The sequence below is a fragment of the Brachyspira alvinipulli ATCC 51933 genome (genome assembly GCF_000518245.1).
GTDB classification, from domain to species: Bacteria; Spirochaetota; Brachyspiria; order Brachyspirales; family Brachyspiraceae; genus Brachyspira; species Brachyspira alvinipulli.
On the sequence record NZ_JADF01000019.1, the window covers coordinates 31,718 to 57,701 of the forward strand.

The following is a 25,984-nucleotide window of genomic DNA, read 5'->3' on the forward strand; positions in this document are numbered from 1 at the left end:
CAAAAAATCAAATATAAAGCTACCCTAGCATATATGTTGATAATTTGTTAATAATAAATAAAAAATTATTAACATTATAAACAAATTTGAAATTAAGAAAAATTATAAATTCTATTATTAAATTCTTTATTTTAAACAAATACTCAAACTGTTAATATAAAAAAAGTTATCAACAATATATTATTAATAAAATTCTATTTTCTTCTTATATGCAAAAACTTATCAACATATAAACAGTTTAATAATAATAAAAAATATATTTAAAAAATTTAATATATAATATTATTATACTAAGACAAATTATACATACTTCAAAATTTAAATTTATCTTATGAAATATTATATGAATTCAATTAATTTAACTATGTTGATAACTTGTTCATAATGTTAATAATTTTAAATATAAAATACTGTATAAATTCATAATAAAAATTCTTTTTATAAATTTAAACATTAAATTCAAATTTTGAATTTAATATTTAAATACATAATTAGCTTTTTTAATTATTTCATGTTATAATTTAAAAAATATATTATGTTTATTTATATTAAGGCTATGAAACAAAGTTTTTATATTAATGATAAATTAAAAGATTTGATATCTAATCTTATATATGAAATACAAAATTATAATTGTGTAATATCAAAATATATGAACTTGGAAAAATATGATGAAGAATATAAAAATATAGTAATGAGGCAGTCTTTTTTTATAGATAGAACTATGGAAGCATTAAACGATTTTAATGATATTAATTCTAAATCTTTTGAGCTTAATATGAACTTTGAAAATGTTGATAATATAATAAATAATGTTATTGATAATTTTTCTGATATATTTAAATCTAAAAGAGTCAAATTTACTATAGATAACAACATAAATAAAGATTGTACTGTTCTTATGGATAGGAATAAATTAATAAGCAGTTTATTTAATATACTAACTTTTATATATAACATAATAAAAGTTAATAGCAATATTAGTATATTATGTAATTTTTTACATTATGATAATGAAGATTTTTTAATTATGAATGACAATGAATGCAGCAATGGATCAGATTGTGTAAAAAAATATATTGATATATCAATAATATTTGAATGCGACAGCATACCTAAAGAAATAAAGAGAAAATTTTTTAAAACACCTTTAATATCTTATGAAAACAGCACTTTTAATAATTTATATTTGTATACTGCTTATAATATTATAAAAATGCATTCAGGAAATATTTGGTTTGAGGTTTTGGATAATAAAGAAAGGATTAATATAATTTTTCCAGCTAAGAATAAGTTATGAATTATATATTAGTTTATGTGCTTTTATTTGGATATTTATTGGGATTTATGATAGGTTTTTCTGTCATACTTTATTCTATTATATATTATATAATAGAAAGAGTGGCATGGCTTAAATATTATATAATATTCTTATTAAGTTTTGCTTTTCTTTTGCTTATAAGGGCTGTAAAACTTTTTAGTTTCCTTACTATACCATCCTTTATGTCTAATAATATATTTAATATATTGTATTTTTTTACCTTTAGTATAGCTATGTCTTTAATGCTTTATTTTATACCTGCATTCTTATATAGATTTTTAAATTTGAAATGGAATTTCAGAGAAAATATTATATATATACTTTTGTCTGTTATACATTTTATTTTAGGAATATTAGGAATATTAATTAAATTTGATATATATATTTTAAGCAGTGTTATATTTTATGCTTCGATTACATATCTATTTATAATAGGCTTTATAAATTATAAGAATATAAAAGATAAGACTATAAAACTTATAGTAAAAATGCTTGGAATAATAACTATAATAATATATCCAATATTAATATACCAGTTAATTTTATATAGAAGAGAAGCTGCTGACATTGGCTCTATGGATATAACTTTGATTCTATTTTATATATGGTGGAATTTAGTTATGCTTGGATATTTATCTTGGTATTTCATAAATATAGTTAAGAATAAAAACATCTTTACTGAGACTGTTATTAATAATGATGAAAGAGAAAAGATTGAAGATAATATAGTTTTGACTAGAAGGGAGAAAGAAATACTTTCTTATTTGCTTGATGGAAAAACTAATAAGGAAGTATCATTAATACTTGATATATCTTTGAATACAGTTAATAATCATGTTGCTAATATATACGAGAAATCAGGGGTAAAAAATAGGGTAGAGTTAGTTAATAAATTTTCTAAATAGGCGAATTCAATTTTACTTGGTTATGATAACTTTAAAACAAAAAATAGTAAGCGAATAAATCCTTACTATTTTAAAATACAAATCTATTATAAAGACCTAAAATGATATTAATCTAAAGGCATAGAATCTATAATAGAGTTAGCAAGAGAATTTAATACTTCTTCTCTTAAAGCTCCATCTTTCATATATAATTCAAGTCTTTGTTTAGCTTCTGCTATTTTTTCTTCTCTAACATCAGGTGCTTCTTTAATGATATTAATAAGTCTTTCATTTTGCAAAGCTAATCTTGATTCGTTAGAAATTTCTATTCTATCAGAACCTGTTTTAGAAACTTTATCATTGTATTTTACATTTGATTTTTGCTGTATATTTGATGTGCCGCCTATTTTATCAATTGTCATAATCTGACTCCTTACATGAATTATTTTCGGCATTAGCTTCGCATACTTTAGATTTTCTATTATCAATAATGATGCAAAATTCACCTTTAGTAAGTATACTACCATCTGTAAAAAAATCAAGAATATTTTTAGCTTCAGACCTTATAATTTGCTCAAATTGTTTAGTAAGTTCCCTTCCGATAACAATATCCGTTTTTTCTCCAAATATGTTAACAATATCTTCTATACAATCTTTTATTCTATAAACAGATTCATAAATTACTATAATACTCTTTTGATTTTTATATAAATCTTTAAGTTGATTTTTTCTCTTTCCTGATTTATTAGATAGAAATCCTACAAATAAAGTATTGCCTGAAAGACCGGATACAGAAAGCAAAGAAGTAAATGCGGATATTCCTCCTACAGGCACAATCTTTATATTATTTTCTATAGCTGTTTTTATAATGCTTACTCCAGGATCGCTTATACATGGAGTTCCAGCATCGCTTATAATAGCAGCAGATTTTCCATCTAAAATATTTTTGATATATTCATTTATTCTGTACTCAGATGAATGACTATGATATGAAAACATTGTATTTTTTATATTATAAAAATTTAATAATTTCAAAGCAACCCTTGTATCTTCTGCTAATATAAAGTCTACATTTTTAAGTATTTTTAATGCCCTTATAGTTATGTCTTCTATGTTTCCTATAGGAGTGGCAACTACATATATTACACCATTTTCAACTTCATTTTTATTGTTATTACTATCTATAATTTCTTCAATAAATTGGGAATCATTTTTTATATTTAAATCTTTATTATTCTTTTTTATAATGAACTCCTTAATTGTTTTTTTTATTATATATTAAAGTTTTTATTAATACAACAAATATGTTATTAAAAAATAGATATATAAACGACATATATTTTTATAATATTAGGCCACTTATAAAAAGTTTTCACGTGAAACATTTGAAAATAATATTTTATAGAAAATATCTTTTAGACATTAACAATATAGCTGTATTTTTGTAATCTATAAGCTATACTGTTATATTTACAGATAAAATAACAAATAAGTTTAAAATTTTTAATTCTATAATTAATGATTATATACAAATTAAAATTATATAATATATTAAATATGATTTTTAATATAAATGCATTGTATTAAAATATACTTGTGCAAAGATAAAAATTTTGAAGAAATATAAACTATGATATAAATAATATGATTATGTTTTTGTTACATTTAAACTGTTATAAAATACGTAATAAATGTTTATATATTTTTTTATTTTATAATTATTATTTTACTATATGCTAAATTTAATTTACATAGATTCTGTTTGTTGGTATATAAATGTATTTTATTATAAAGTAGGTTTATATATAGCAAGTTTTCACGTGAAACATTTTTTAGTTAAAAATATCCAGGCATGTTGTATTCTCCTTGAGTACAATGCATGCATACATGTTTTTTATCTCCAATTAAAAAAATGTCTTTTCTAAAATCTGTCATTTTTTCATTAGTATATACATCAAAAATAGTATCATTTTGTATATTTCCTAATATATACTGTTTATGACTTTCTATATCACTTCTTATTTCACAGCAAGGCGTATAATTGCCGTCATAATCTACTTGTATTCCTATAACCGGCATAAAGCATTGCATAGTTCTTTTATTTAATTTTATATCTGTTATTGTTTCTCCTCTTGGAGTGGCGACATATTTAAAATTTTGTGCTTTATATATTATATTCATATTATAATATTTTATTTTTATATAATATTCATATTCTGATCTTTTTAAGATCTCATATTCTAATTTCAATTTGTTTAATAGCTTATCCATTCCGGGTTGTATTATATTGTCTATATCAAATTCAATATTTTTATCAACTGAATCATAATAATATGATATAATAATATTTTTTACATTTAAATTTCTAAGTAATTCCAAATATTCTATATTTAAATAATCTCCATTCGTAAATATTTGTACATTTGAATTAGGTATATATTCGTTAATTTGTTCTATTCTTTTTCTTAAAAGATCCATATCATAAAGAGGTTCATTATATCTGTGTAAATTTATCATTCCTGAATAGTTTATTTCTTTAAGTTCATTAATTACTTTTAAAAATAATTTTTCATCTAATTGTATATTATTTGATCTTCTATCTACAATTGAATTAGGACAAAACCAACATTTTCTATTACAATATGATGATATTCCAATTTCAACTAAATAAACATTTTCTTTAAATAATCTTTTCTTAATATCATTATCATTTTGAACTGTTAATAACCTGGCTGTTTTATCTATTAAAGTTCTGCATTTTTGATTATAGTCTTTACCAAGTTCTGCAGATGCTGTATATTCTCTTATAAAATTTCTTATTTTTTTACTGGGAATCCACCAAACTATTTTATTAATTTTTTTAAAATCAGCCATTTTTATTTCCTTATTTATGTAATCTTTTCACTATTTGAATATTAAATATTTTTAGATATTATTTAAATTTTAACAAATTTTAAAATATATTGTTTTAAAGTATTGTAATTGAACATATGTTATAGCATTTTGTTATAATGTCAAGTGAAAATGAATTTTATATAAAATGATAAACATAATATTGTAAAATATAATAATTGGTATAAAATACTTATTATGAAAGAAAAGTTTTTGAAATTTAAAAATAGAATAATAAAAAGAAAAGATATAATATTCTCTATTATAGTATCTTTTATATTGCATATATTTATATTTAGTTTTATAAATACATCTATAATGCAGGATGTATTTGCTTATGAAAAATTAAAGCAAGCTGAAGAAGAACAAACTAAGAAAAAAGATGATTATATGTTCTTAGTAGAAACACCTGAGGTTGAAGAAGAGGAAAGTAAAGAGGATACACCTTTTGCTTCTGATAAAACTTTGAGATCTAAAGGAATGACAGATGTAAAACCTTCTAAAACATTTTCTGATACTTCTGTTTTTTCTTTCTTGGGTGACGGAGCAAATAGTCCTATAGTAGAAAGACGTCCTACTGAAAATATAAAGCCTAATAATAACAATATGCCTAATGAACAGAAAAAAGATTTAGGAAAGGATATAAGCAGAGATAATGTAGAAACTTATAAGCCTAAAAATCCTGGTCTTAAAGGTGATACTAAAATTCCTGCTTCTTTTGAGGAAGGTGCGGATAGGGCAGTTGTTTTTTCAAGTGAAACAGGAAGCATACAATTAGGAACTAAAGCTCAAGAGTATTTCTGGTATTTTTATGCACTTGTTGGCTCTATAAGAGATTCTTGGTATTTAACTATTCCTAATCAGGCACATTATTTAGGACTTATAAGAACGGATGAAGTAGAAGTTTTAATTTCTATTGATGATGAGGGAAATATTGGTTTTGAGAAGTTTTTAAAAACATCTGAAAAGGGTCAGACTAGCTTAGATAATTCATGTTCAAAAGCTATAGAATATGCCAAAAAATTAAAACCGCCTCCTCAAGGTTTATGGAATGATTATGCCGAAAATGGAAAAATTTATATACCATTTAAATTTATATATCAAAATTTTTCTAGAGAATAATAATTAATTTTTTAATTGATAATTTTTTATATTTATAGTATAATAAATAAAAATATACTGGTGTTTATCATGCAACACAACACAACACAACACAACACAACACAACACAACACAACACAACACAACACATAATCATTTATTTTTATTTAATAATTTTATTATCTGTAATTTTAGGTAGTTTATCGATATGAAAAACTATGACAATTGCAGAAATAATAAATTATTTATATATATAATTTCCATATCTATTTTATTTCTTCCGATAATCATTTTGTATATATTAGGAAATATTCCTAGAGAAGGTTATATATCTGATTTTCAAACTGAAAGTTATAATATGATTAAAACTTTAGAATTAAATGGTTTGGGTCATTTGAAGAATGATTTTATTGTAAATAATAAAATAAATGAAGATAAACTATTGAATTATATTTTAACTAATAAAAGTATTACAAATTATAGTTATGGTTTTAAGATAAAATATCATACTAAAGTTTTTAAAAATAGCGATATATATGGAGTATATCCCAATTCAGATAAAGCTTTGAAAGAAAATAGTTTTATAAAATATATAACAAATGTAAATGGAAGTCCATTTGGAGAATTAATATCTACTAAAATAATAAACTCAGATGAAAAATACAATATAGAATATAAACTAAATATAAAAATAGGTTTTTTAATATACATTTTGATAATATTTATATATATTAGTATAATATTTTTTATACGTTTTTTAATAGAAAAAGATAAACAAATACTATATGTATATGAAAGTAAACAACTTTTTAGTGATAAAGTATACATAATATTGTTGATTATAATATTTATTTTAGCATCATTTATACGTATACATTATGCATCTAATCAAAAAGATATATATTGGGATGAATATGCTACTCTTATATGCATTTTTAGTCAAGATTATGATACTGATCATATAGGAAGTACTTTAGATGCAGATATGAGCAGAGAAAATAACAATTTACATGAATATTTTAAAGATATAAGTATTATGTATAAATATACTCATGATCCATATATCTCAAATTTTTATTATTCTTTGTTAAGAACAGCACTTATCTTTCGATTCAATTATTCCATAGAGGAAATAATATTAATAGGTACTATATTAAATATTTGTTTCTTTTTAGTATCATATATATTCATGTATAAATTATTAAGGATGCTTATAAAAGATAAAGATATTGTTTTATTTTCTATGTTATGTATATCGTTAATACCATCTTCTATAACATTTTCTATGTTTTTAAGACCATATCAATTGCAAGAAAGTTTATTTATATTTTTTAGTTATTTAATTATTTGTATATATAGAAATAATAAATTATCATTTAAATATTTTGTATTAACTAGTTTATCATGTTCTTTTTTATATTTAACATTAGTTTCTTCAATAATATTCGTTTTTATTTTATCTATATTTATATTTATGTTATTTTTAATAGAAATTAATAGAAAAAATATTTATTTTAATATTAAGAAGCTTATGTTTTTTGCATCATCATTTGTCATAGCTTTTCCTTTATCTCAAATTTTTTATAATAGTTTTTTTAATTCACTTTTAATTTCTAATGATAGAGCAAGAGTTAGTTTTAAATTTCCTGAAAATGTTTTGGGTTATATAAATTATTTAGGTTTTGTAGATATTTTACTTTATTTAATTATATTTGTAGTTTTTTATATATTATTAAGTATTTTTAGAATGATTAAAAATAAAAATACTATTAAATTTAATATGGATATATTTTATTTAATTATTATAGTTTTTGTAGCATTACTTTTTACTATATATTCTAATATTAATGCTCCGTTTAATATACCAAGATATTGTACAACATCTTTTCCGATAATATTTTTATCTTTGCCATTGTTTTTATATTTTATAAAAGAGAAGTATATAAGATATATGTTAATGTTAATTATATCTATAATATACATATATAATATAACTACACCAAAAAATTTTGATTATTATGAGGATGTAAAATCTTATTATAGTGTTGATAATTTATTGTTAAATAATGGTTTAGATTCTATAAATATATATGTAATAACGGGACGTTTTGGATATTATAATAATTCAATACTTGGAGGTACAGGAGCTATTACATTTAAAAAAATGAAAAGTTATGAAGAACTTAAAAAAAATATAAATATGGATTCTCCAAGCAATTTCTTTGTTATAAATAATTTAGATTTGAATTTAAATATGAATTCCAATTTTATTGATGCATGCTATGGATATACAAATATAAGAAAAACATATAGAAACAGGTATATATTTGAATTTGAAAAAATTAAGGATGAAGAATAATAATTGATTATTTGAATATTTGTGATATAATAAAAAAATATATTGGTATATATTATGAAATGCAATAGAATTTATATATCGTATTAGAATTAACACTTTTTAGAGACTAGTAATGTATAAAAATAAAAATATATATCTGCTTTCATTTTATAGTTTAAATTTATACCCTTCTTATTTAAGATTTTTAAATCAAGCAAAAGATTTTGGAATATTTGATAAAATACTTATATATAATCAATATAATTTACCAAAAAATGAAAAATTTGATTCTTTACTTAAAAACCAATTAGTAAAAAGTAGAGGGTTTGGATATTGGTGTTGGAAACCTTTTATAATTTTAAATACATTAGAAAATATGAATGATGATGATATTGTAATTTATTCTGATATAGGATGCCATATAGATAAAAATGGATTAGATTGTTTTTATGAATATTTGGATAAAGTAATTGATAATAAAATATTATTTTTTAATGTAGGGCTTTTAGAAAAATATTGGACTAAAGCAGATTTATTTTCTTTTTTTGAAAAACTTGATGATAAGTTATTTACTGATACAAGTCAAAGAGCAGCAACAGTGTTATTATTTCAAAAGAATCAATTTACATTAAATTTTGTAAAAGAATGGCTTGATGTATTTTATCAAGATTTTACTTTAGCTGATGATACTCCATCCAAAATACCAAATTTTGACGGATTTAAAGAACATAGACATGACCAAAGCATATTTTCCATTCTTACTAAAAAATATGATTTAAAAGATATTAATATTGGTAAATACGATTATACTCCATTTTTATTATTAAGAGACAAAGAAAATATTTATGATTTTATTATAAAAAATGCTTTAAATAATTTGATAAATAAAGTTTCATGGTTTATCTCAAAAAGAGAAGTGAGAGATAGTTTTAGAGAAGTATTAAATATAAATATGATTAATTTTATAAAAAGCTATCTTAAAAAAGAAAATTTTATTTTTACATCATCTAATAATTTTATTTTTGATCTTTTAATAAAGAATTTATTTTTAGTGAAAATCAAAAAATACATAGATAATGATAATCAATTTAATGAAATTTTTAAAAGTATGTTAGAATATGAATCCGTATCTTTAATATTAAATTGATAATTTATTATAATTAATATATAATGATTGCATAAAATATATTAGATTTTTTATGCTGTATTATATGTGTATAAAAATTAATAATTTTTTATTTTGGAATAAAAATGGAAGACAGCAAAAAATATATAGATAAGATATTGTGGTTAATACCATTTAAGAAATTCAGATATTTTTTAAGAGTTTTATTTTATAATATTTTAGATATAAAAGAAATAAAAGATGATGTAAAAACATTAAAAACTGAATTATTTGATTTAAGAAATGAAATAAGATCTATTAATAAAAATGTTAACAATTGTATATTTTTTATGAAGGAAAGTAATCACTATCAAGATATATCAAAAGGATGTGATTATTTTTTAATTTTTCAATCTATTTTATCAAAGAAGAATATCAAATTATTATTTACTAAATATGATCCTGATATAGAATTATTTTATGTTTATGGAGATAGAAAAAATGTCATCTCATCAAAAGCAAAGATAAAAATTTTTTATACAGAAGAGCCTGTTCAAGTATTTAGAAAAGATTATAATGATAATTGTATAGATTTATGTGATTTATCTTTAGGATTTAATCATATATCTAATTCAAACTATATAAGGTTTCCCTTATGGATAAGATGGAATTTTAATATTATAGAACTTAATAAAGATAATATATACAAAAGAATACTTGAACTAAATAATGCTAAATTTAAAAAAACAAAATTTGCTTCATTAATAGCAACTTGGGGAGGAGCTAACAATTTAAGAGGCAGTATATATGATAGTTTATCCAAAATAGATAAAGTTAGCTGTCCGAGTAAATTTTTGCATAATGACGATTCATTAAAGAATGATTTTAATGATAGTAAATACGAATATTTAAAACAATTTAAATTTAATATATGCCCGGAAAATTGCATAGAAGATGGATATATAACAGAAAAATTATTTGATGCTTTTAAAACAGGATGTATACCAATATGGAATGGCGATAAAAATTTAGAAGGCGATATTGTTAATAAAAATGCTGTTCTTTATTGGGATATAGATTCTGATAATAAAGAACTTATTAAAGAAATAAAATCTCTTCATGAAAATGATGATTTGTATGATAAATTTGTTTCACAGCAAAGATTTATTACTGATAATGCACTTGAATATATATATGGTCAAATAAAGCTGTTACATGAAAAGATAGAAGAATTAGCTAATAAATTAATATAGAAATATTTTTCAAATAATATTAATAATCATCATCAATTATACTATAATAATAAAATTTATAATATATAATTATAAATTTAAAAATTTATATGGTAAAATTCTTTAAAAATGTATATATTTAATAATATTATTATTGACACTATATTTTTAAATGTTATAATAGAGAACAATAAACAGATATTTTAGGAGATTAAATATGTCAAGATTTACAATTCCTAGAGATTTATACTATGGCGATAACGCTATGGAAGAGTTAAAAAACTTAAAAGGTTATAAAAAAGCTATAATAGTTACAGGCGGTTCTTCTATGAAAAGGGGAGGCTTCCTTGATAAATGCGAAAAGATATTAAAAGATACTGGTTTGGAAGTTAAAATATTTGACGGTGTTGAACCAGACCCTTCTATAGAAACAGTTTATAAAGGTGCTGAGGCTATGAGAGCTTTTAATCCTGATGTAATAGTTGCATTAGGAGGAGGTTCTGCACTTGATGCTGCTAAGGCTATGTGGGTGTTCTATGAATATCCTGAGAAAAAATTCGATGATATCAAAACTCCTTTCACTATGCCTAAACTTAGAAAGAAAGCTATTTTTGCAGCTATACCTTCTACAAGCGGTACAGCTTCTGAAGTTACAGCTTTCTCAGTTATAACTGATTATTCTACTAACATTAAATATCCGTTGGCAGACTTTGAAATTACTCCTGACATTGCTATATTAGATTATTCTATTCCTATGACAATGCCTGAAACAGTTTCTGCTGATACTGGTATGGATGCACTTACTCACTCTATAGAAGCTTATGTTGCAGGACTTAGAACAGATATAACAGATGCTTTAGCTATGAAAGCTATTGACATGATTGTTCATAATATAGAAAAAGCAGTTAAAGGCGATAAAGAAGGAAGAGCAAAACTTCATGTTGCTCAATGTTTAGCCGGTATGTCTTTCTCTAACGCTTTGCTTGGTATAGTTCACAGCTTGGCTCATAAAACAGGTGCTGAATTCCATATTACTCATGGTAGATGCAATGCTATACTTCTTCCTTATGTTATTCAATACAATTCAAAAGTTTGTGCTAATAGATTTGCAGATATTGCCAGAATGTTAAAACTTTCTGGAAATACTGATGCAGAACTTACAGTTTCTTTAGTAAACAAAGTTAAAGAATTGAATACTAAATTAGGCATTAAACAAACTTACAAAGAAAACGGCGTAACAGAAGATCACTTCAAACAAAAATGTGATGATATAGCTAAAAATGCTGTTGCTGACCCTTGTACTGGTTCTAACCCAAGAGAAACTGACGCTGCTAACATGAAAAAAGTATTAGAAGCAGCTTACTACGGAAAAGACGTCGACTTTTAATTAATATATTCTAATCATAGTTTTCCCCAAGTGTTATTATATAATGCTTGGGGTTTTTTGTATTAAAAAATATTATGCTTTTTAAGTATAAAACTATATAATACATAAGTATTTGATATATATTATAAATCTCCTATAATTAGTACAAACATTAATGATTAGGAGGCTAAAAAACTTATGAAAAAATATTTATGTTAATGCTGTTTTTTATTGTGTCATGCAATGCAAACTATTCTGGAAATTCAGAGAATAGTCAAACAAAAGGAGATAAGAATATGGATACAAGAGTATTTAAAGTTTATACAAATATTGAAATGAAGCAGGTAAAATTTACAAATCGTTTCGGTATAGAAATAGCAGGTCATTTATATTTACCGGAAAATTATACTAATCAAAAAAATCCTGCAATAGTTGTATCAGGACCATTCGGAGCAGTTAAGGAACAATCTTCTGGATTATATGCTCAGGAGATGGCATCAAATGGTTTTGTAGCTTTAGCTTTTGATCCTTCTTTTACAGGAGAAAGCGGAGGAACTGTAAGAAACACATCTTCACCAGATATATTTACAGAGGATTACAGTGCAGCTGTTGATTATTTAGGTTTGCTTGATTATGTAGATAGAAACCGCATCGGAGCAATAGGTATATGCGGACTCTCCGGTATGACTATAACTGCCGCTGGAACTGATACTAGAATAAAAGCGGTTGCAACAGCTTCAATGTACGATATGTCAAGAGATATGAGTAAAGGTCATCAGGATTATTATACTCCGGAGCAAAGAAGAAAAATAAGAGAATATTTAAGCGAACAGCGTTGGAAGGATGCAGAAAATAAAAGTTATGCATTAGGAAATCATGAACCATATTTTGATGAAAATAATAATTTGGTTGCTTCTGCTATGGTTGTTCCGGAAGAATTACCAGAAAATGCAGATCCTGTATTTGCTGCTTTCTACAATTATTATGCTAAAAGAGCTTATCATCCTAGAGCAATAAACTTCGTTACTTCTTGGACAGCTACTATGCCTTTTTCTTATTGGAACTTCAATTTGATGGATAATCTTCAGGATGTATCTCCAACTCCTATATTGTTGATAGCAGGAGATAGAGCTCATTCAAGATATTATTCAGAAGATGTTTATAAAGAGGCTAAAGAACCTAAAGAACTTTTAATAGTAGAAGATGCCGATCATGTTGATTTATATGATAATATGGACAAAATACCATTTGATAAATTGGTTCAATTTTTCAAAGACAATTTAAAATAATGAAACAATAAGCAATTACTTATTTGTAATATCTTAATTATATTAAATAGTTAGGATATTACAAAAAGTTATTGACAATAAATAGTATATAGTTTATTATATTCTAGTTAATTATTGGATAGTTATTGCTGTATTTCGGCAAGCTAAACCTATTTATATAAGAATGAAATATCAGGAAAAGTTATATATTTTATTTTTATATAAGTAGGTTTTTTTATTTTAGGAGAACATGCTATGAAAATAGGTAAAATACTTAATAATAATGTAGCTGTTATTTTTGAAGATGATAAAACAGAAAAAATTGTTATGGGCAGAGGAATATCTTTCAAAAAGAAAGTAGGGGATGAAATAGAAGAGGAAAAAGTTGATAAAATATTTTTACTTGCTGACTATGATAATAACAATAAACTTCAGCAATTACTTAAAGATATACCTATAGAATATTTCAATACAACAGAGAAAATCATAGAATATGCTAAAACTAAAGCGGAGAGAAGTTTAAATGATTTTTTATATATAACATTGATGGATCATATATACATGGCAGTATTAAGATGCAAGGATAATATAAATATAAAAAATATGATGCTTTGGGATATAAAAAAGTTTTATAAATATGAATATGATATAGGCTTGAAAGCTTTGGATATTGTAGAAAATGATTTTAATATTAGACTTTCTGAAGATGAGGCAGGATTTATAGCACTTCATATAGTGAATGCTCAAACTAATGATAATTGCAACTGTATAAAAGAAATGGGAGAAATTACTAAACTTATACAAAAAATTGTTTTGATAGTAGAAAGGCATTTTAATATAAAGTTTAATGAAGATTCTATTTATTATAATAGATTTATAACTCATTTAAAATTTTTTGCTTTGAGGCTATTTCAGAAAAATATTTATAATGATAAAGAAGATGAAGATTTGCTTAGCATAGTAAAACAAAAATACAAGGATGCTTATGAATGCAGTTTAAAAATAGCTGAATATATTTTACTTTCTTATTCTTATGATATAAGCGATGAGGAGAAATTATATTTAACTATACATATAGAAAAAGCCAAAAGAAAGGAATAATTTATTATAAGCAAATATTTATAGGATTTAATATATATTTGGATGGTGACATTAAGTTGGCCAAACCTTCACTATTATAAAATAAAAAATTTATTATATTGGAGGATAAGCTGATGGGAAAGTATGAGACATTGGCAAAAGAAATTATTAAAAATATAGGAGGAAAAGAAAATATAAATTCTCTTAATCACTGTATCACAAGATTGAGATTCAAGTTAAAAGATGAGAGTAAAGCAAATGATGAAGTCTTAAAAAATATGGATGGTATTGTTACTATAATGAAAAGCGGAGGACAGTATCAAGTAGTTATAGGAAATCATGTGGCAGAAGTTTATGCGGATGTATGTACTATAGCAGGTTTAGAAAATATAATTTCAAATAAAGAAGAAATTAAAGATACTAGTTTATTTAATAAAGCTGTTGATATAATATCAGGTATATTCCAGCCTATATTGGGAGTTCTCTCAGCATGCGGTATAATAAAAGGCCTTAATGCTCTTTTCGTTATACTAGGCTTATATACATCAGAATCAGGAACATATACTATTGTAAACGGAATAGGCGATTCATTATTTATGTTTCTTCCTGTATTTTTAGGTTTAACTTCTGCTAAAAAATTTGGATTAAATAATATGGTTGGTTTAGCAATAGGGGCAGCTATGTGCTATCCTTCATTGCAGCTTAGTACATTATCTTCAACTATGGAGCCATTATACACATTGTTTGCAAATAGTATGTTTGCCTCCAAAGTTTATATTAATTTCTTCGGAATACCTATTGTAACTATGAATTATACATCAACTGTTGTACCTGTAATATTCGTTGTGTATTTTGCTTCAAAATGTGAAAAATTTTTTAATAAAATAGTACCTGATGTAATAAAATTTTTCTTTGTACCTATGTTGGTATTAATAATATCATTAATAGCCGGATTTATTATAATAGGTCCTATTACTACATTTGCATCTTTATTAATAACAAACTTTATATTATTTATAAGAGAATTCAGTCCTCTTTTAGCAGGATTTGTACTAGCGTTTGCTTGGCAGATACTTGTTATATTTGGTTTGCATTGGGTTATAGTTCCTTTATCATTGAATAATATGGTAACTATAGGGTATGATACTATTATGACTCCATATTTCGGAACTACATTTGTAATGACAGGTGCTGTTCTAGCTATATATATAAGAACTAAGGATAAACAATTAAAAGACTTAGCTTTGCCTAGCTTCATATCATCATTATTTGGAATAACAGAACCTGCTATGTATGGTATAGTATTGCCTAGAAAAAAGATATTCATTACAAATTGTTTTTTATCAGGAATAATAGGAGGGTTTTACGGATTTTTCAATTTGAAAATGTTTTTCTTAGCATTAGGAATATTCGGTTTTTCCGGAATGATAGATACTATTAATAATAAAAATGTTATTGTGGCATTAATCGGAGCTTTAATAGCATCAATTATAGGTTTTATAGCATCATTTATTATTTTTAGAAATGATAAAGATAATAAAAAAGAAAATAATAATAGTAATTTAAATAATGATTCAAAAGAAAAATCAAATTTATTAAATAAAGAAAATATATTCAGCCCATTAAAAGGAAAATTATTAAAATTAAAAGATTCAAAAGATGAGGCATTCTCTTCTGAAAGTTTAGGTAAAGGAGCTTTGATAATACCTGAAGAAGGCAAAGCTGTATCTCCTGTAAATGGTACGGTTACTACAGTTACTCCTACTCTTCATGCTGTTGGAATAACTTCAAATAACGGAGTAGAAATATTAATACATATAGGAATTAATACTGTGGAATTAAATGGTAAATATTTTAAAAGTAATTTAAAAGAAGGAGATAAAGTTAATATAGGAGATACTTTATTAGAATTTGATATTAATGCTATTGCAAAGGAAGGATACAAAATAGAAAGCCCTATTATTGTAGTAAATACTGATGAATATTTAGATGTGTTGGAAACAGAAGATAAAGACAAAATAAATTATGGTGATTCAATATTAACAGTTATACATTAAATATAATTTTTAAGTGAGAATAAATAATTAAAGAAGAGTAAATAAAAGGAGTAAAATATGGCTTTTCCAAAAAATTTTTTATGGGGTGGTGCTACTGCTGCCAATCAATGCGAGGGAGGTTTTGATAAAGACGGCAGAGGACTCGCTAATGTTGATGTTTGTCCTATTGGAGAGGATAGAATAAAAGTTATATCTGGTAAAATGAAAATGTTTGATTTTGATGATAAGCATTATTACCCTGCTAAATTAGGCATCGATATGTATAATCACTATAAAGAGGATATTAAACTTTTTGCTGAAATGGGTTTTAAAGTTTACCGCTTATCTATTGCTTGGAGCAGAATATTTCCTAAAGGCGATGAAGAAATACCTAATGAAAAAGGTTTATTATTTTATGAAAATATTTTTAAAGAATGCCATAAATATGGAATAGAACCTTTAGTTACAATTACACATTTTGACTGTCCTATGCATTTAATAAAAGAATATGGCGGATGGAGAAACAGAAAATTAATTGTATTTTATGAAAGACTTTGCAATGCTATATTTAATAGATATAAGGGATTAGTTAAATATTGGCTTACTTTTAATGAAATAAATGTTCTTCTTCATATGCCTTTTATGGGAGCTGGCATATGCTTTGAAGAAGGCGAGAATGAAGATAAAGTAAAATATCAGGCAGCTCATCATGAATTATTAGCCAGTGCTGTAGCTGTAAAAATTGCACATGAGGTTGATCCCAATAATAAAGTAGGATGCATGTTTAACTCAGGAATAACATATCCTTTTAATTCTAAACCGGAAAATGTATGGGAGGCTATTTGTAAAGATAGAAAAGAATATTCTTTAGTTGATGTTCAAGTATATGGCAAATACCCTAATTATTTTTTGAAAATGCTTGAAAGAAAAAACTGCATGCCTAATATTGAAAAAGAAGATTATAAATTGTTAGAAGAAAATACTGTAGATTTTGTATCTTTATCATATTATCATACTAGATGTGCGAATGTAGAAGAAAAAAATGAAATTAGTTTAGGTAATATATTTGCTTCTGCTAAAAATCCATATTTGAAAGAAACGGCTTGGGGATGGGCTGTTGATCCTTTGGGATTAAGAATAACTTTAAATGCTGTTTATGACAGATACAGAAAACCTTTATTTATAGTAGAAAATGGAATAGGGGCAGTTGATACTATAAATGAGAACGGAGAAATTATAGATGATTACAGAATAGATTTTCACAGAGAGCATATAAAAGTAATGAAGGATGCAATAGAAATAGATGGTGTTGATTTAATGGGTTATACTACTTGGGGATGTATTGATTTAGTTTCTGCAAGTTCCGGAGAAATGAAAAAAAGATATGGTTTTATATATGTTGATTTAGACAATGAAGGAAAAGGAACTTTAAAAAGAATGAAGAAAAAATCATTTGATTGGTATAAAAAGGTTATAGCCTCTAATGGTGAAGATTTAGACTGACAATATAATTAAATACTATTTTATTAAAAACTATCGGCTTAGTAATATTTATAAAGTTTTTATATTTTACTAAGCCTATAATTTATTATTAATGATAAATTTAAAAATTTTCTTTTAGTTTATCTAAAAATATTTTTGAAGCTCTTGAAAATTCCTGATTCTTTTTCCAAACTATATTAAGCCCTGATTCTAATTTTGGCTTTAAAGGTATGAAGCATATATTTTCATTATTTATATTGTCAATTAATTTATCCAAAGCTAAAGCATAACCCATTCCTTCACGTACCATTATTAAAGCATTATAAATTAAATTATATGTAGCAACTATATTTAATTTTTCAAAAATGTCTCCGAACCATCTCATAAAGTCATTATCTTGAATTTTATTTTCTATAGTTTGTCTTGATACTATTAAAGGAAGATTCAGAAGATCATTTTTTACAATATTTTTTTTATTTGCAAGTTTGGAATCTTTTCTCATTATTATTCCCCATGTATCTTTTGCGGGTATTTTTAGATAATCATACTTTGACAAATCTGCCGGATCTATTAATACTCCGAAATCTAATAATCCTTTATCTAATTTTTCTGTAATATCTTCAAAATTTCCGCTATGAATATTATATCTTATATGAGGATAATTTTTTTGAATGTCTTTCATAATTGAGGCAAGCATACTCATAGCCCAAGTTTCACCCGCTCCTATAAATATATCTCCTGCTATTACCTCATTTGTGAAATTAAATTCTGCTCTGGTTTTATCTATCATATCCATTATTTCTTCGGCTCTTTTTTTCAATAATATTCCTTCAGGTGTGAGTTCTATATTATTATGCTTTCTTTCAAAGAGTTTATGCCCTATATCTTTTTCAAGCATATTTATTTGTCTTGAAAGATTAGGCTGTGTAAGGTTAAGATATTTTGCAGCTTTTGTTATATTGCCTTCTTTTACTGCTGTTAAAAAATATTTTAAAGCTCTAATCTCCATAAATATAATCTCCTTTTTATCATGTTTTAATTTTACAAAACTATTAATTATTATTCAATACTTTAAAGGCATGACTATTGAATAATAATAAATTTTTAATATAATCTATTTAAAGGAGTTTTTTATATGTTAAATGATTTTTTTGAAGCTGCAAAGAATGGTAATTTAGAAATAGTAAGAAAATATATAAAAGAGGATATTGATAATATAAAAAAACTTGATGATGAAGGATTTAATGCTTTAATGCTTTCAAGTATTTTTAATAGAATTGAAATAGTGGAAGAATTAATAATAAATGGGGCAGATATTAACTTTAAAACGGATGAAAATTGGACTGCATTGATGCTTGCTTCTTTTTACGGACATTGTTCTATTGCTGAGATTCTTCTTAAAAATAATGCGGATTCTAGTATTAAAAATAATCAAGGATTTGACGCTTTGCTTATAGCTGTATTTTATAAAAGAACAGATATAATAAAATTGCTTTTGAATTATAAAGCAGATGTTAATACAAAAAACAATGATGGTATGTTTCCTCTAATATATGCATGCAATTATAATAATTCTGATATAGTAAAATTATTATTAGATAATGGGGCATATATTGATAATAAAAATAACAATGGAACTACTGCTTTGATGTATGCCGCTTTAATGCTTAAAGAAGATATAATAATTGAGCTTCTTAAAAATAATGCAAAGATTGATGAGCTTGATAATAATTCAGATGATGTTTATGCTTATTTAAAAAGCAATGAATGTGACAATCCGGATGAAGTGAATAATATAAAGAAAATATTAAAAAATTATAAATAAAAAAATAGGCTAAACTATATAATAGCTAGCCCTTTACATTGGTTGATATCTATAATTATTAAAACATTTCTATAATATAAATGTAAAATATTAAAAAATCAAAATAATACATTGAAATATTTTTAATTATATATATCATTATTTAAAATAAAAATTAGGATTAAAATAGATGAAAAGAATTGTTGTAACAGGAGGAGCTGGTTTTTTAGGCTCTCATTTATGCGAAAGATTATTAAAAGAAGGAAATTATGTAATATCAATAGATAATTTTTTTACAGGCTCAAATGAAAATATAGCACATTTAATGAATAATAAAAATTTTGAGAATATAAGACATGATATAACAGAACCTATACATATAGAATGTGACGAGATATATAATTTTGCATGTCCGGCATCACCTATTCATTATCAAAGAAATCCGGTTCACACTTTCAAAACTAGTGTTTTTGGAATATTGAATATGCTTAATTTAGCAAGGGACTGCAATGCAAGAATACTTCAGGCATCTACAAGTGAAGTTTACGGAGATCCTTTAGAGCATCCTCAAAAGGAAAGTTATTGGGGACATGTTAATCCTAATGGAATAAGAAGCTGTTATGATGAGGGAAAAAGAGGTGCTGAAACTCTTATGATGGATTATCACAGGCAATATAATACAGATATTAAAATTATAAGAATATTTAATACTTACGGACCTAGAATGAATGAGAATGACGGAAGGGTTGTTTCTAATTTCGTTATACAGGCACTTCAAAATATACCTATAACTGTTTATGGTGATGGAAGTCAGACTAGAAGTTTTTGCTACTGCGATGATTTGATTGACGGAGCAGTAAAAATGATGAATAGTGAAAATTTTATAGGGCCTGTTAATTTAGGAAATCCTGCTGAGATGACAGTTATTGAATTTGCTAAAAAGATAATAGAGATGACTAATTCAAAATCTGAAATAGTATTTAAAGAACTACCTAAAGATGATCCTATAAAAAGACAGCCTAATATAAGTTTGGCTAAAGAAAAACTTAATTGGTCTCCTGATTATAAACTTGAAGAGGGGCTTAAGAAAACTATTGAATATTTTGATAATTATTTAAAATCTAAATAAATATTCTTTTTTAGATTTTTTAATTGCTTCAAATTAATTAGGGTTAAAATTTGTAATTTTCATAAAAATATAGAGGCCATGTATTATAATAGATTTTTTGATATGAAATAATCAAAAATAAAATTTGATTTTTTTTACTTTCATGCTAAAATTGTAAGTAAACATAATATATTAAGAGAGATTGTTATACATGAAAGAATTACCAAATTTAATTAGTTTAATCAATTCTATAAAAGGTGAAATTTGCTATTCTTATATAAATAGAATAGTGGCCATAGATAAAGAATATAAAGAAATGGAAGATGTTGAAGGGCAGAAGATTATAGATGTGCTTAGATACGGCGGATATATGCATTTTCAATTTTCACAGGATGCTATGCTTGTGGATTTAGGACCTAACGGCTCATTTGTATTAACTGAAGATGATGATTATGAGAACAGCATTATTAAATTAGAAACGGATCACGGCAATTTTTTTGTAGTTGATGACAGCAAAGATAAAAAAGATAGTACAAAGATAATTCCTATATGGAAAGATTCTACTACTATGCCTCAGGTTGGATATGATCCATTAACAAAACAATTTAATTATAATTTATTTTGCCAGTTATTAGCAGATAATCCTACAACAGTTGAAAAGTTAATCAAAAACCCTTTAATATTAAGCGGCATAGGTGATACTTACGGAGATATGATATTAAAAAAAGCTTCTATAACTAAAAAGACAAAAACTTCAGAGATAAATAAAGCAAAAGCAAGAGAAATATTTGATGCCATAAAACAGGTGCTAAGAGAGGCATCAGGAAATACGGAAGAAGAAGAAAGCGATTCATTAGAAGAATAAATCTTTTCTATATATTTATATGCTGCATTTCTAATAGGTATAATACAATAAACCCAATGAGAAATAACATTGGGTTTATCATTTTCATTAAATATTAAAATCATGGGATAGTCTGATTAATAGAATAATTCAGGTTCTGCTCTTCTTTCAAAAGTTTTTTCAAGATCATGCTGATGGTATAAATATCCTTCATCATCATAATATCTGCAATGCTCAGGACATTTTTTTACACATGCCCCGCATTTTATACATTTTCCTACATACTTTGTAATATCATCAAAATCTATCGATGCTAAAGGGCATACATGAGCACAAGTTTTACAGTTTGTGCATTTGGAAGTATCAACTTTAGGTTTTACTTTTAATATATCAATAGCATGTTCATGTTCATCCTTTGGTATATAGTAAGGTCTTATAGGATCATTGCCTCTTACTTTAACTGCTTCATTTGGAATATCAGTTAGGCTTTTTATTTTATCAGCTACTTTTTTTGCAAACTCATAAGCTATTTGCATATCTTTTTCATCAGGTCTGTTAGCAGCAAGTACATAAGAGAAAGCATGCTCTCCTATGAACCCTGCACCTGCTATAGTATGAAATCCATTTTCTTCCATAGTGTTTCTAAGTTCTATTAATGAATCATCAAAATTTCTATTTCCATATAAAACAATAGGAACAGCCAAAGCATTATCAGCTTTTATATTATTTTTGTAGAAAGGGAGCATTACATTTGGTATCCTTCCAGCATAAGTAGGTGTACCGCATATTACTAAATCATTTTCTTTGAATTGTAATATGGCCTCTCTTTTTTTAGGCATAGAAAAATTATATTTTTCAAATGGTACATTTAATTCCTTTGCTATATTTTCTCCGATAAAAGATACTATTTTTTGAGTTGTGCCTGTTGCACTATAATAGATTGAATATACTTTATTAATTATCATATGTTATATACCTTCGTTAAATTTAAACCATATAAATAATATTATGTAAATTTATATAAACATATTTTTACACTATAAATGCCATATTATTTGATTAATAAATATGTAATTATTTTATATTAATCTATTGACATTTTTTTTATTTTATGATATATTTTTTAAATCTAAAGAGCTTAATTTTTTATTTAGATTTATAGGGGCCAGTAGCTCAGTCGGTTAGAGCAGATGACTCATAATCATCGGGTCCGGGGTTCAAGTCCCTGCTGGCCCACATCCCTATATAATTTTCCTTATTACATAATTTTATATTATTATCTCCTTTAATTAAGGTTAGTAAAATAGGGATAATTAAAAGGCACTTTATTTATAGTGTCTTTTAATTTTGTCTAACCCTAACAATAAAACTTTTTCTATTATATTTATTATTTTAGTACCTAAAATATTTTTTAGGTACTAGTTTTTATATCCTATTTAAAGTAATATTTCTTGTTAAAATAATGCTGTTATTAATTTGTTCAGGCAATGCTATATCTATAGATTCATTAGAATTAAATTTTATATCAAAATTAACATTTTCAAAATTCATACTGTAATTGTCTTTATCATAATCGCTTCCTAATGATATAGTATGGCTTATTTTACCAACAATAGGAGCTAAAGTATTAACTGTAATATCCCCATTTGAAGATATGTTTGCCTCTATATCTAAATCAAAACTTAGGAAGTTCTTCACTTTTGCTTTTCCTCTATAAACTCCATTTCTATCTTTTAATAACATAAATATAATCTCCAAAATCATTTAATTTATATATAATATAATAACATTTTTTATAAAAAAGACAAATTTAAAAAAGTGTCTTTTTTGATTTTTATATAAAAAAATTAAATAAAAAAGGAGTTCCTAAATATTAGAAACTCCTTATATTACAAATTATTAATTATTTTGCTAATTTAGCATAGAAGAATTTATGAGCACCAAGAGGATCATAAATGACATCTGATAATTTTTTACTAATCATAATAGGGTCAGTATAGAAATAAAGAGGTATTAATCCCATATCTTCCATAAGTATATCTTCGGCTCTATGCATAGCATCCATTCTTTCTTTAGCATCCACTGTTGACATAGCAGTGCTTAATTCTTTATCAAAATCTTTATTGTTATATCCGCCGTTATTTTGTACACTATAGCTTAAAAATACTCCCAAGAAACTCATAGGATCATTATAATCAGCAATCCATCCATGACGTGCTATAACAAAGTTTTTATGCTGTCTTGTATCTTGGAAAGTAGCCCATTCTTCCTGAGATATGGTAGAATCTATATTCAATACCTCTTTCCACATCTGCTGAACAGCTTCAAATATTTGTATATGCTCTCCTGAATTTGATTTAAACTCTAAAACAGGAAATCCTGCTCCGTCAGCAAATCCTGCTTCTGCTAATAATCTTTTTGCTTCATCGCAGTTCTTTTGATAATCATTAGATTGAACGCTGTAATAATCTCCTCCAACCTCTCTGAAATCTTTACCGTCAATGTCTTTTACACCTGAAGGCACCCATCCTCCTGCAGGAAGCTGTCCTCCTCTTGTAACTTGTTCAACTAAATAATTTCTGTCTATTGCTAAAGATAATGCCTTTCTTACATTTGGATCTTTTAATATTTCATTAGTAATATTTAAACAATAATAATATGTTCCCAAATAAGGAGATATATGCATTAAGCCTTCGCTTTTTAAATTCTCAATATCCTGAAGAGGCGGATTATTAGCAAAGTGTATAGAACCTTCTTTTATAGCTGCCACAGCTGCAGTACCATTTTGCATAAGTATAAATACGAGTTTTTGTGGAATTATATTTTGAGCATTCCAATAATTAGTATTTTTTTCCATTATTATTCTGTCGTCAGTTCTTCTTTCTTTCAAAACGAAAGGTCCGTTTCCTATATAAGTTTCAGGTGAAAGAGTCCAATTATCTCCATTTTCTTCTATAATATCTTTTCTAATAGGGTAGAATGTAGGAAAAGCGGCAAGCTCTAAAAAGTATGCAGTAGGCGCATTTAATTTTACTTCAAATGTTTTTTCATTTATTGCTTTTACTCCTAATTCGCTCACTTCTTTTTTACCTGCTGTAATATCTATGGCATTTGATACAGGTTCAAATTGATAAGCATATTCGCATGCTGTAATAGGATCAACAGCTCTTTGCCATGCATAAACAAAATCATCAGCTGTTATATTTTTACCATCAGACCATTTAGCATTTTCTCTTATATAAAAAGTATAAGTAAGTCCATCCTCACTTATATCCCATCTTTCTGCAACACCAGGTATTATATTGTTATCTTTATCTCTTGTGGCAAGTCCTTCAAAAGCATGTTGAATATATATGCTTCCATCTACAGCAGAGTTTAAAGCAGGGTCAATAGTTTTAGGTTCAGGACCCACATTAATATATATTGCTCCGTCATCTTTATTACTACCTTTACATGATAATAAGAATATAATTGAAAAAGTAATCAGTATCAAGACTATATTTTTTTTCATAATAGCTGCCCCTTTTATAATTAAAAAATTGAGTTAATAAAAATAATAGACAATATTATTATAGTTTTAATTATATTATTAGTCAATAATTCAAATTTTCATTAATATTTTTTCATATACTATGACTATGTACTTGATATTTTTCATATTTCATATTATATTTACCGGACATTATTTTATAAAAGGAAAGTTTATGGAAAAAGGAAGCGTAAGAAACCCGATTCAAGTTATTTTATTAAGTATAGTTACATGTGGGATATACTATTATTATTGGCTTTATTTAACTACAAAAGAAATTAAAGCAGCAACTAATAATGAAAGTTTGGATCCTATGAAAACTATACTATTTACTATTATTACATGTGGGATATATAGTATTTATTGGTATTATAAAATTTCCCCTATAGTATTTAAAGAAATGGCTGAAAAATCAGGTGCTGCAGTTGAAGAAGATAAGATAAAACTTGTATTTATATTATCTATTTTATTACAGTTAGTTTCTTGTTACTTTTTACAAACTAAGTTAAATGAGATTTGGGAAAAACTATCTTAATAATCTTTTTTACTTAAAAGGCTTGGGTGTTATTATTACTCAAGCCTTTTATTTGCATT

The 25,984-nt window shown here is 25.0% G+C and carries 22 protein-coding genes and 1 tRNA gene; 16 read left to right on the forward strand and 7 right to left on the reverse strand.

What is annotated here, in order from left to right; all coding sequences use genetic code 11:
* Nucleotides 1–535: 535 nt before the first annotated feature.
* Together T324_RS0102415 and T324_RS0102420 are read left to right on the forward strand one after the other, a co-directional pair.
* Nucleotides 536–1,300 (forward strand): sensor histidine kinase, encoded by a 765-nt coding sequence (locus tag T324_RS0102415; protein ID WP_425387417.1) that lies wholly within the window; start codon nt 536–538, stop codon nt 1,298–1,300.
* The gene (locus T324_RS0102420; RefSeq protein ID WP_028328797.1) at nt 1,297–2,226 is read left to right on the forward strand and encodes a helix-turn-helix domain-containing protein; all 930 of its coding nucleotides are present in this window, start codon (nt 1,297–1,299) and stop codon (nt 2,224–2,226) included. The genes T324_RS0102415 and T324_RS0102420 overlap by 4 nt, the downstream gene beginning before the upstream one ends.
* Before the next feature lie 107 nt (nt 2,227–2,333).
* Here the strand turns inward: T324_RS0102420 and T324_RS0102425 are convergent, their stop codons facing one another.
* The 3 genes from T324_RS0102425 to T324_RS16560 form a co-directional block, all read right to left on the reverse strand.
* Nucleotides 2,334–2,627 (reverse strand): flagellar biosynthesis anti-sigma factor FlgM, encoded by a 294-nt coding sequence (locus T324_RS0102425; protein ID WP_028328798.1) that lies wholly within the window; start codon nt 2,625–2,627, stop codon nt 2,334–2,336.
* Nucleotides 2,617–3,402: a 16S rRNA (cytidine(1402)-2'-O)-methyltransferase gene (gene rsmI / locus T324_RS0102430; RefSeq protein WP_038374953.1), complete on the reverse strand. Its 786-nt coding sequence runs from the start codon at nt 3,400–3,402 to the stop codon at nt 2,617–2,619. The genes T324_RS0102425 and rsmI overlap by 11 nt, the downstream gene beginning before the upstream one ends.
* A gap of 639 nt (nt 3,403–4,041) precedes the next feature.
* A complete protein-coding gene (locus tag T324_RS16560) occupies nt 4,042–5,079 on the reverse strand; it encodes a radical SAM/SPASM domain-containing protein (protein ID WP_051436776.1) in 1,038 nt (345 codons plus the stop codon).
* Between the two features lie 216 nt (nt 5,080–5,295).
* Here T324_RS16560 and T324_RS0102440 point away from each other — a divergent pair, with 216 nt between their 5' ends.
* The 9 genes from T324_RS0102440 (at nt 5,296) to T324_RS0102480 (ending at nt 18,126) form a co-directional block, all read left to right on the forward strand.
* Complete coding sequence (locus tag T324_RS0102440; protein WP_028328800.1) at nt 5,296–6,219, forward strand: hypothetical protein; 924 nt, start codon at nt 5,296–5,298, stop codon at nt 6,217–6,219.
* A 187-nt stretch (nt 6,220–6,406) separates the two neighbouring features.
* Nucleotides 6,407–8,557, forward strand: coding sequence for a hypothetical protein (locus T324_RS17640; protein ID WP_028328801.1), 2,151 nt, complete (start codon nt 6,407–6,409; stop codon nt 8,555–8,557).
* Between the two features lie 112 nt (nt 8,558–8,669).
* Nucleotides 8,670–9,683 carry a hypothetical protein gene (locus T324_RS0102450; RefSeq protein WP_028328802.1) on the forward strand — a complete coding sequence of 338 codons (1,014 nt, stop codon included), beginning with the start codon at nt 8,670–8,672 and terminating at the stop codon, nt 9,681–9,683.
* A gap of 104 nt (nt 9,684–9,787) precedes the next feature.
* Nucleotides 9,788–10,894: a glycosyltransferase family 10 domain-containing protein gene (locus T324_RS0102455; RefSeq protein ID WP_038374955.1), complete on the forward strand. Its 1,107-nt coding sequence runs from the start codon at nt 9,788–9,790 to the stop codon at nt 10,892–10,894.
* Nucleotides 10,895–11,090: 196 nt separating this feature from the next.
* The gene (locus T324_RS0102460) at nt 11,091–12,260 is read left to right on the forward strand and encodes an iron-containing alcohol dehydrogenase (protein WP_028328804.1); all 1,170 of its coding nucleotides are present in this window, start codon (nt 11,091–11,093) and stop codon (nt 12,258–12,260) included.
* A gap of 191 nt (nt 12,261–12,451) precedes the next feature.
* On the forward strand, nt 12,452–13,528 hold the full coding sequence (locus T324_RS0102465) for an alpha/beta hydrolase (RefSeq protein WP_038374957.1): 1,077 nt from the start codon (nt 12,452–12,454) through the stop codon (nt 13,526–13,528).
* Between the two features lie 234 nt (nt 13,529–13,762).
* The gene (gene licT, locus T324_RS0102470) at nt 13,763–14,608 is read left to right on the forward strand and encodes a BglG family transcription antiterminator LicT (RefSeq protein WP_028328806.1); all 846 of its coding nucleotides are present in this window, start codon (nt 13,763–13,765) and stop codon (nt 14,606–14,608) included.
* 113 nt (nt 14,609–14,721) lie between these two features.
* Nucleotides 14,722–16,644 (forward strand): beta-glucoside-specific PTS transporter subunit IIABC, encoded by a 1,923-nt coding sequence (locus T324_RS0102475; RefSeq protein WP_028328807.1) that lies wholly within the window; start codon nt 14,722–14,724, stop codon nt 16,642–16,644.
* A gap of 57 nt (nt 16,645–16,701) precedes the next feature.
* Nucleotides 16,702–18,126 carry a 6-phospho-beta-glucosidase gene (locus T324_RS0102480; RefSeq protein ID WP_028328808.1) on the forward strand — a complete coding sequence of 475 codons (1,425 nt, stop codon included), beginning with the start codon at nt 16,702–16,704 and terminating at the stop codon, nt 18,124–18,126.
* A 100-nt stretch (nt 18,127–18,226) separates the two neighbouring features.
* Here T324_RS0102480 and T324_RS0102485 read toward each other — a convergent pair whose 3' ends face one another.
* Nucleotides 18,227–19,114 (reverse strand): LysR family transcriptional regulator, encoded by an 888-nt coding sequence (locus tag T324_RS0102485; RefSeq protein WP_028328809.1) that lies wholly within the window; start codon nt 19,112–19,114, stop codon nt 18,227–18,229.
* Between the two features lie 126 nt (nt 19,115–19,240).
* Here T324_RS0102485 and T324_RS0102490 point away from each other — a divergent pair, with 126 nt between their 5' ends.
* From T324_RS0102490 to T324_RS0102500, 3 genes are all read left to right on the forward strand, one after another.
* Complete coding sequence (locus T324_RS0102490) at nt 19,241–19,930, forward strand: ankyrin repeat domain-containing protein (protein ID WP_028328810.1); 690 nt, start codon at nt 19,241–19,243, stop codon at nt 19,928–19,930.
* Nucleotides 19,931–20,099: 169 nt separating this feature from the next.
* Nucleotides 20,100–21,038 carry a UDP-glucuronic acid decarboxylase family protein gene (locus T324_RS0102495; RefSeq protein ID WP_028328811.1) on the forward strand — a complete coding sequence of 313 codons (939 nt, stop codon included), beginning with the start codon at nt 20,100–20,102 and terminating at the stop codon, nt 21,036–21,038.
* Nucleotides 21,039–21,228: 190 nt separating this feature from the next.
* Nucleotides 21,229–21,882 (forward strand): Fpg/Nei family DNA glycosylase, encoded by a 654-nt coding sequence (locus T324_RS0102500; protein WP_028328812.1) that lies wholly within the window; start codon nt 21,229–21,231, stop codon nt 21,880–21,882.
* Nucleotides 21,883–21,998: 116 nt separating this feature from the next.
* Here T324_RS0102500 and T324_RS0102505 read toward each other — a convergent pair whose 3' ends face one another.
* Nucleotides 21,999–22,826: an EFR1 family ferrodoxin gene (locus T324_RS0102505; protein WP_028328813.1), complete on the reverse strand. Its 828-nt coding sequence runs from the start codon at nt 22,824–22,826 to the stop codon at nt 21,999–22,001.
* 197 nt (nt 22,827–23,023) lie between these two features.
* Between T324_RS0102505 and T324_RS0102510 the strand changes: the two genes are divergently transcribed.
* A tRNA-Ile gene (locus tag T324_RS0102510) sits at nt 23,024–23,097 on the forward strand.
* Between the two features lie 189 nt (nt 23,098–23,286).
* Here the strand turns inward: T324_RS0102510 and T324_RS0102515 are convergent.
* A complete protein-coding gene (locus T324_RS0102515; protein WP_028328814.1) occupies nt 23,287–23,604 on the reverse strand; it encodes a hypothetical protein in 318 nt (105 codons plus the stop codon).
* Between the two features lie 160 nt (nt 23,605–23,764).
* Complete coding sequence (locus T324_RS0102520; RefSeq protein WP_028328815.1) at nt 23,765–25,372, reverse strand: peptide ABC transporter substrate-binding protein; 1,608 nt, start codon at nt 25,370–25,372, stop codon at nt 23,765–23,767.
* Nucleotides 25,373–25,565: 193 nt separating this feature from the next.
* Here T324_RS0102520 and T324_RS0102525 point away from each other — a divergent pair, with 193 nt between their 5' ends.
* Nucleotides 25,566–25,925 (forward strand): DUF4234 domain-containing protein, encoded by a 360-nt coding sequence (locus tag T324_RS0102525; RefSeq protein ID WP_028328816.1) that lies wholly within the window; start codon nt 25,566–25,568, stop codon nt 25,923–25,925.
* The last annotated feature ends 59 nt before the right edge of the window (nt 25,926–25,984 follow it).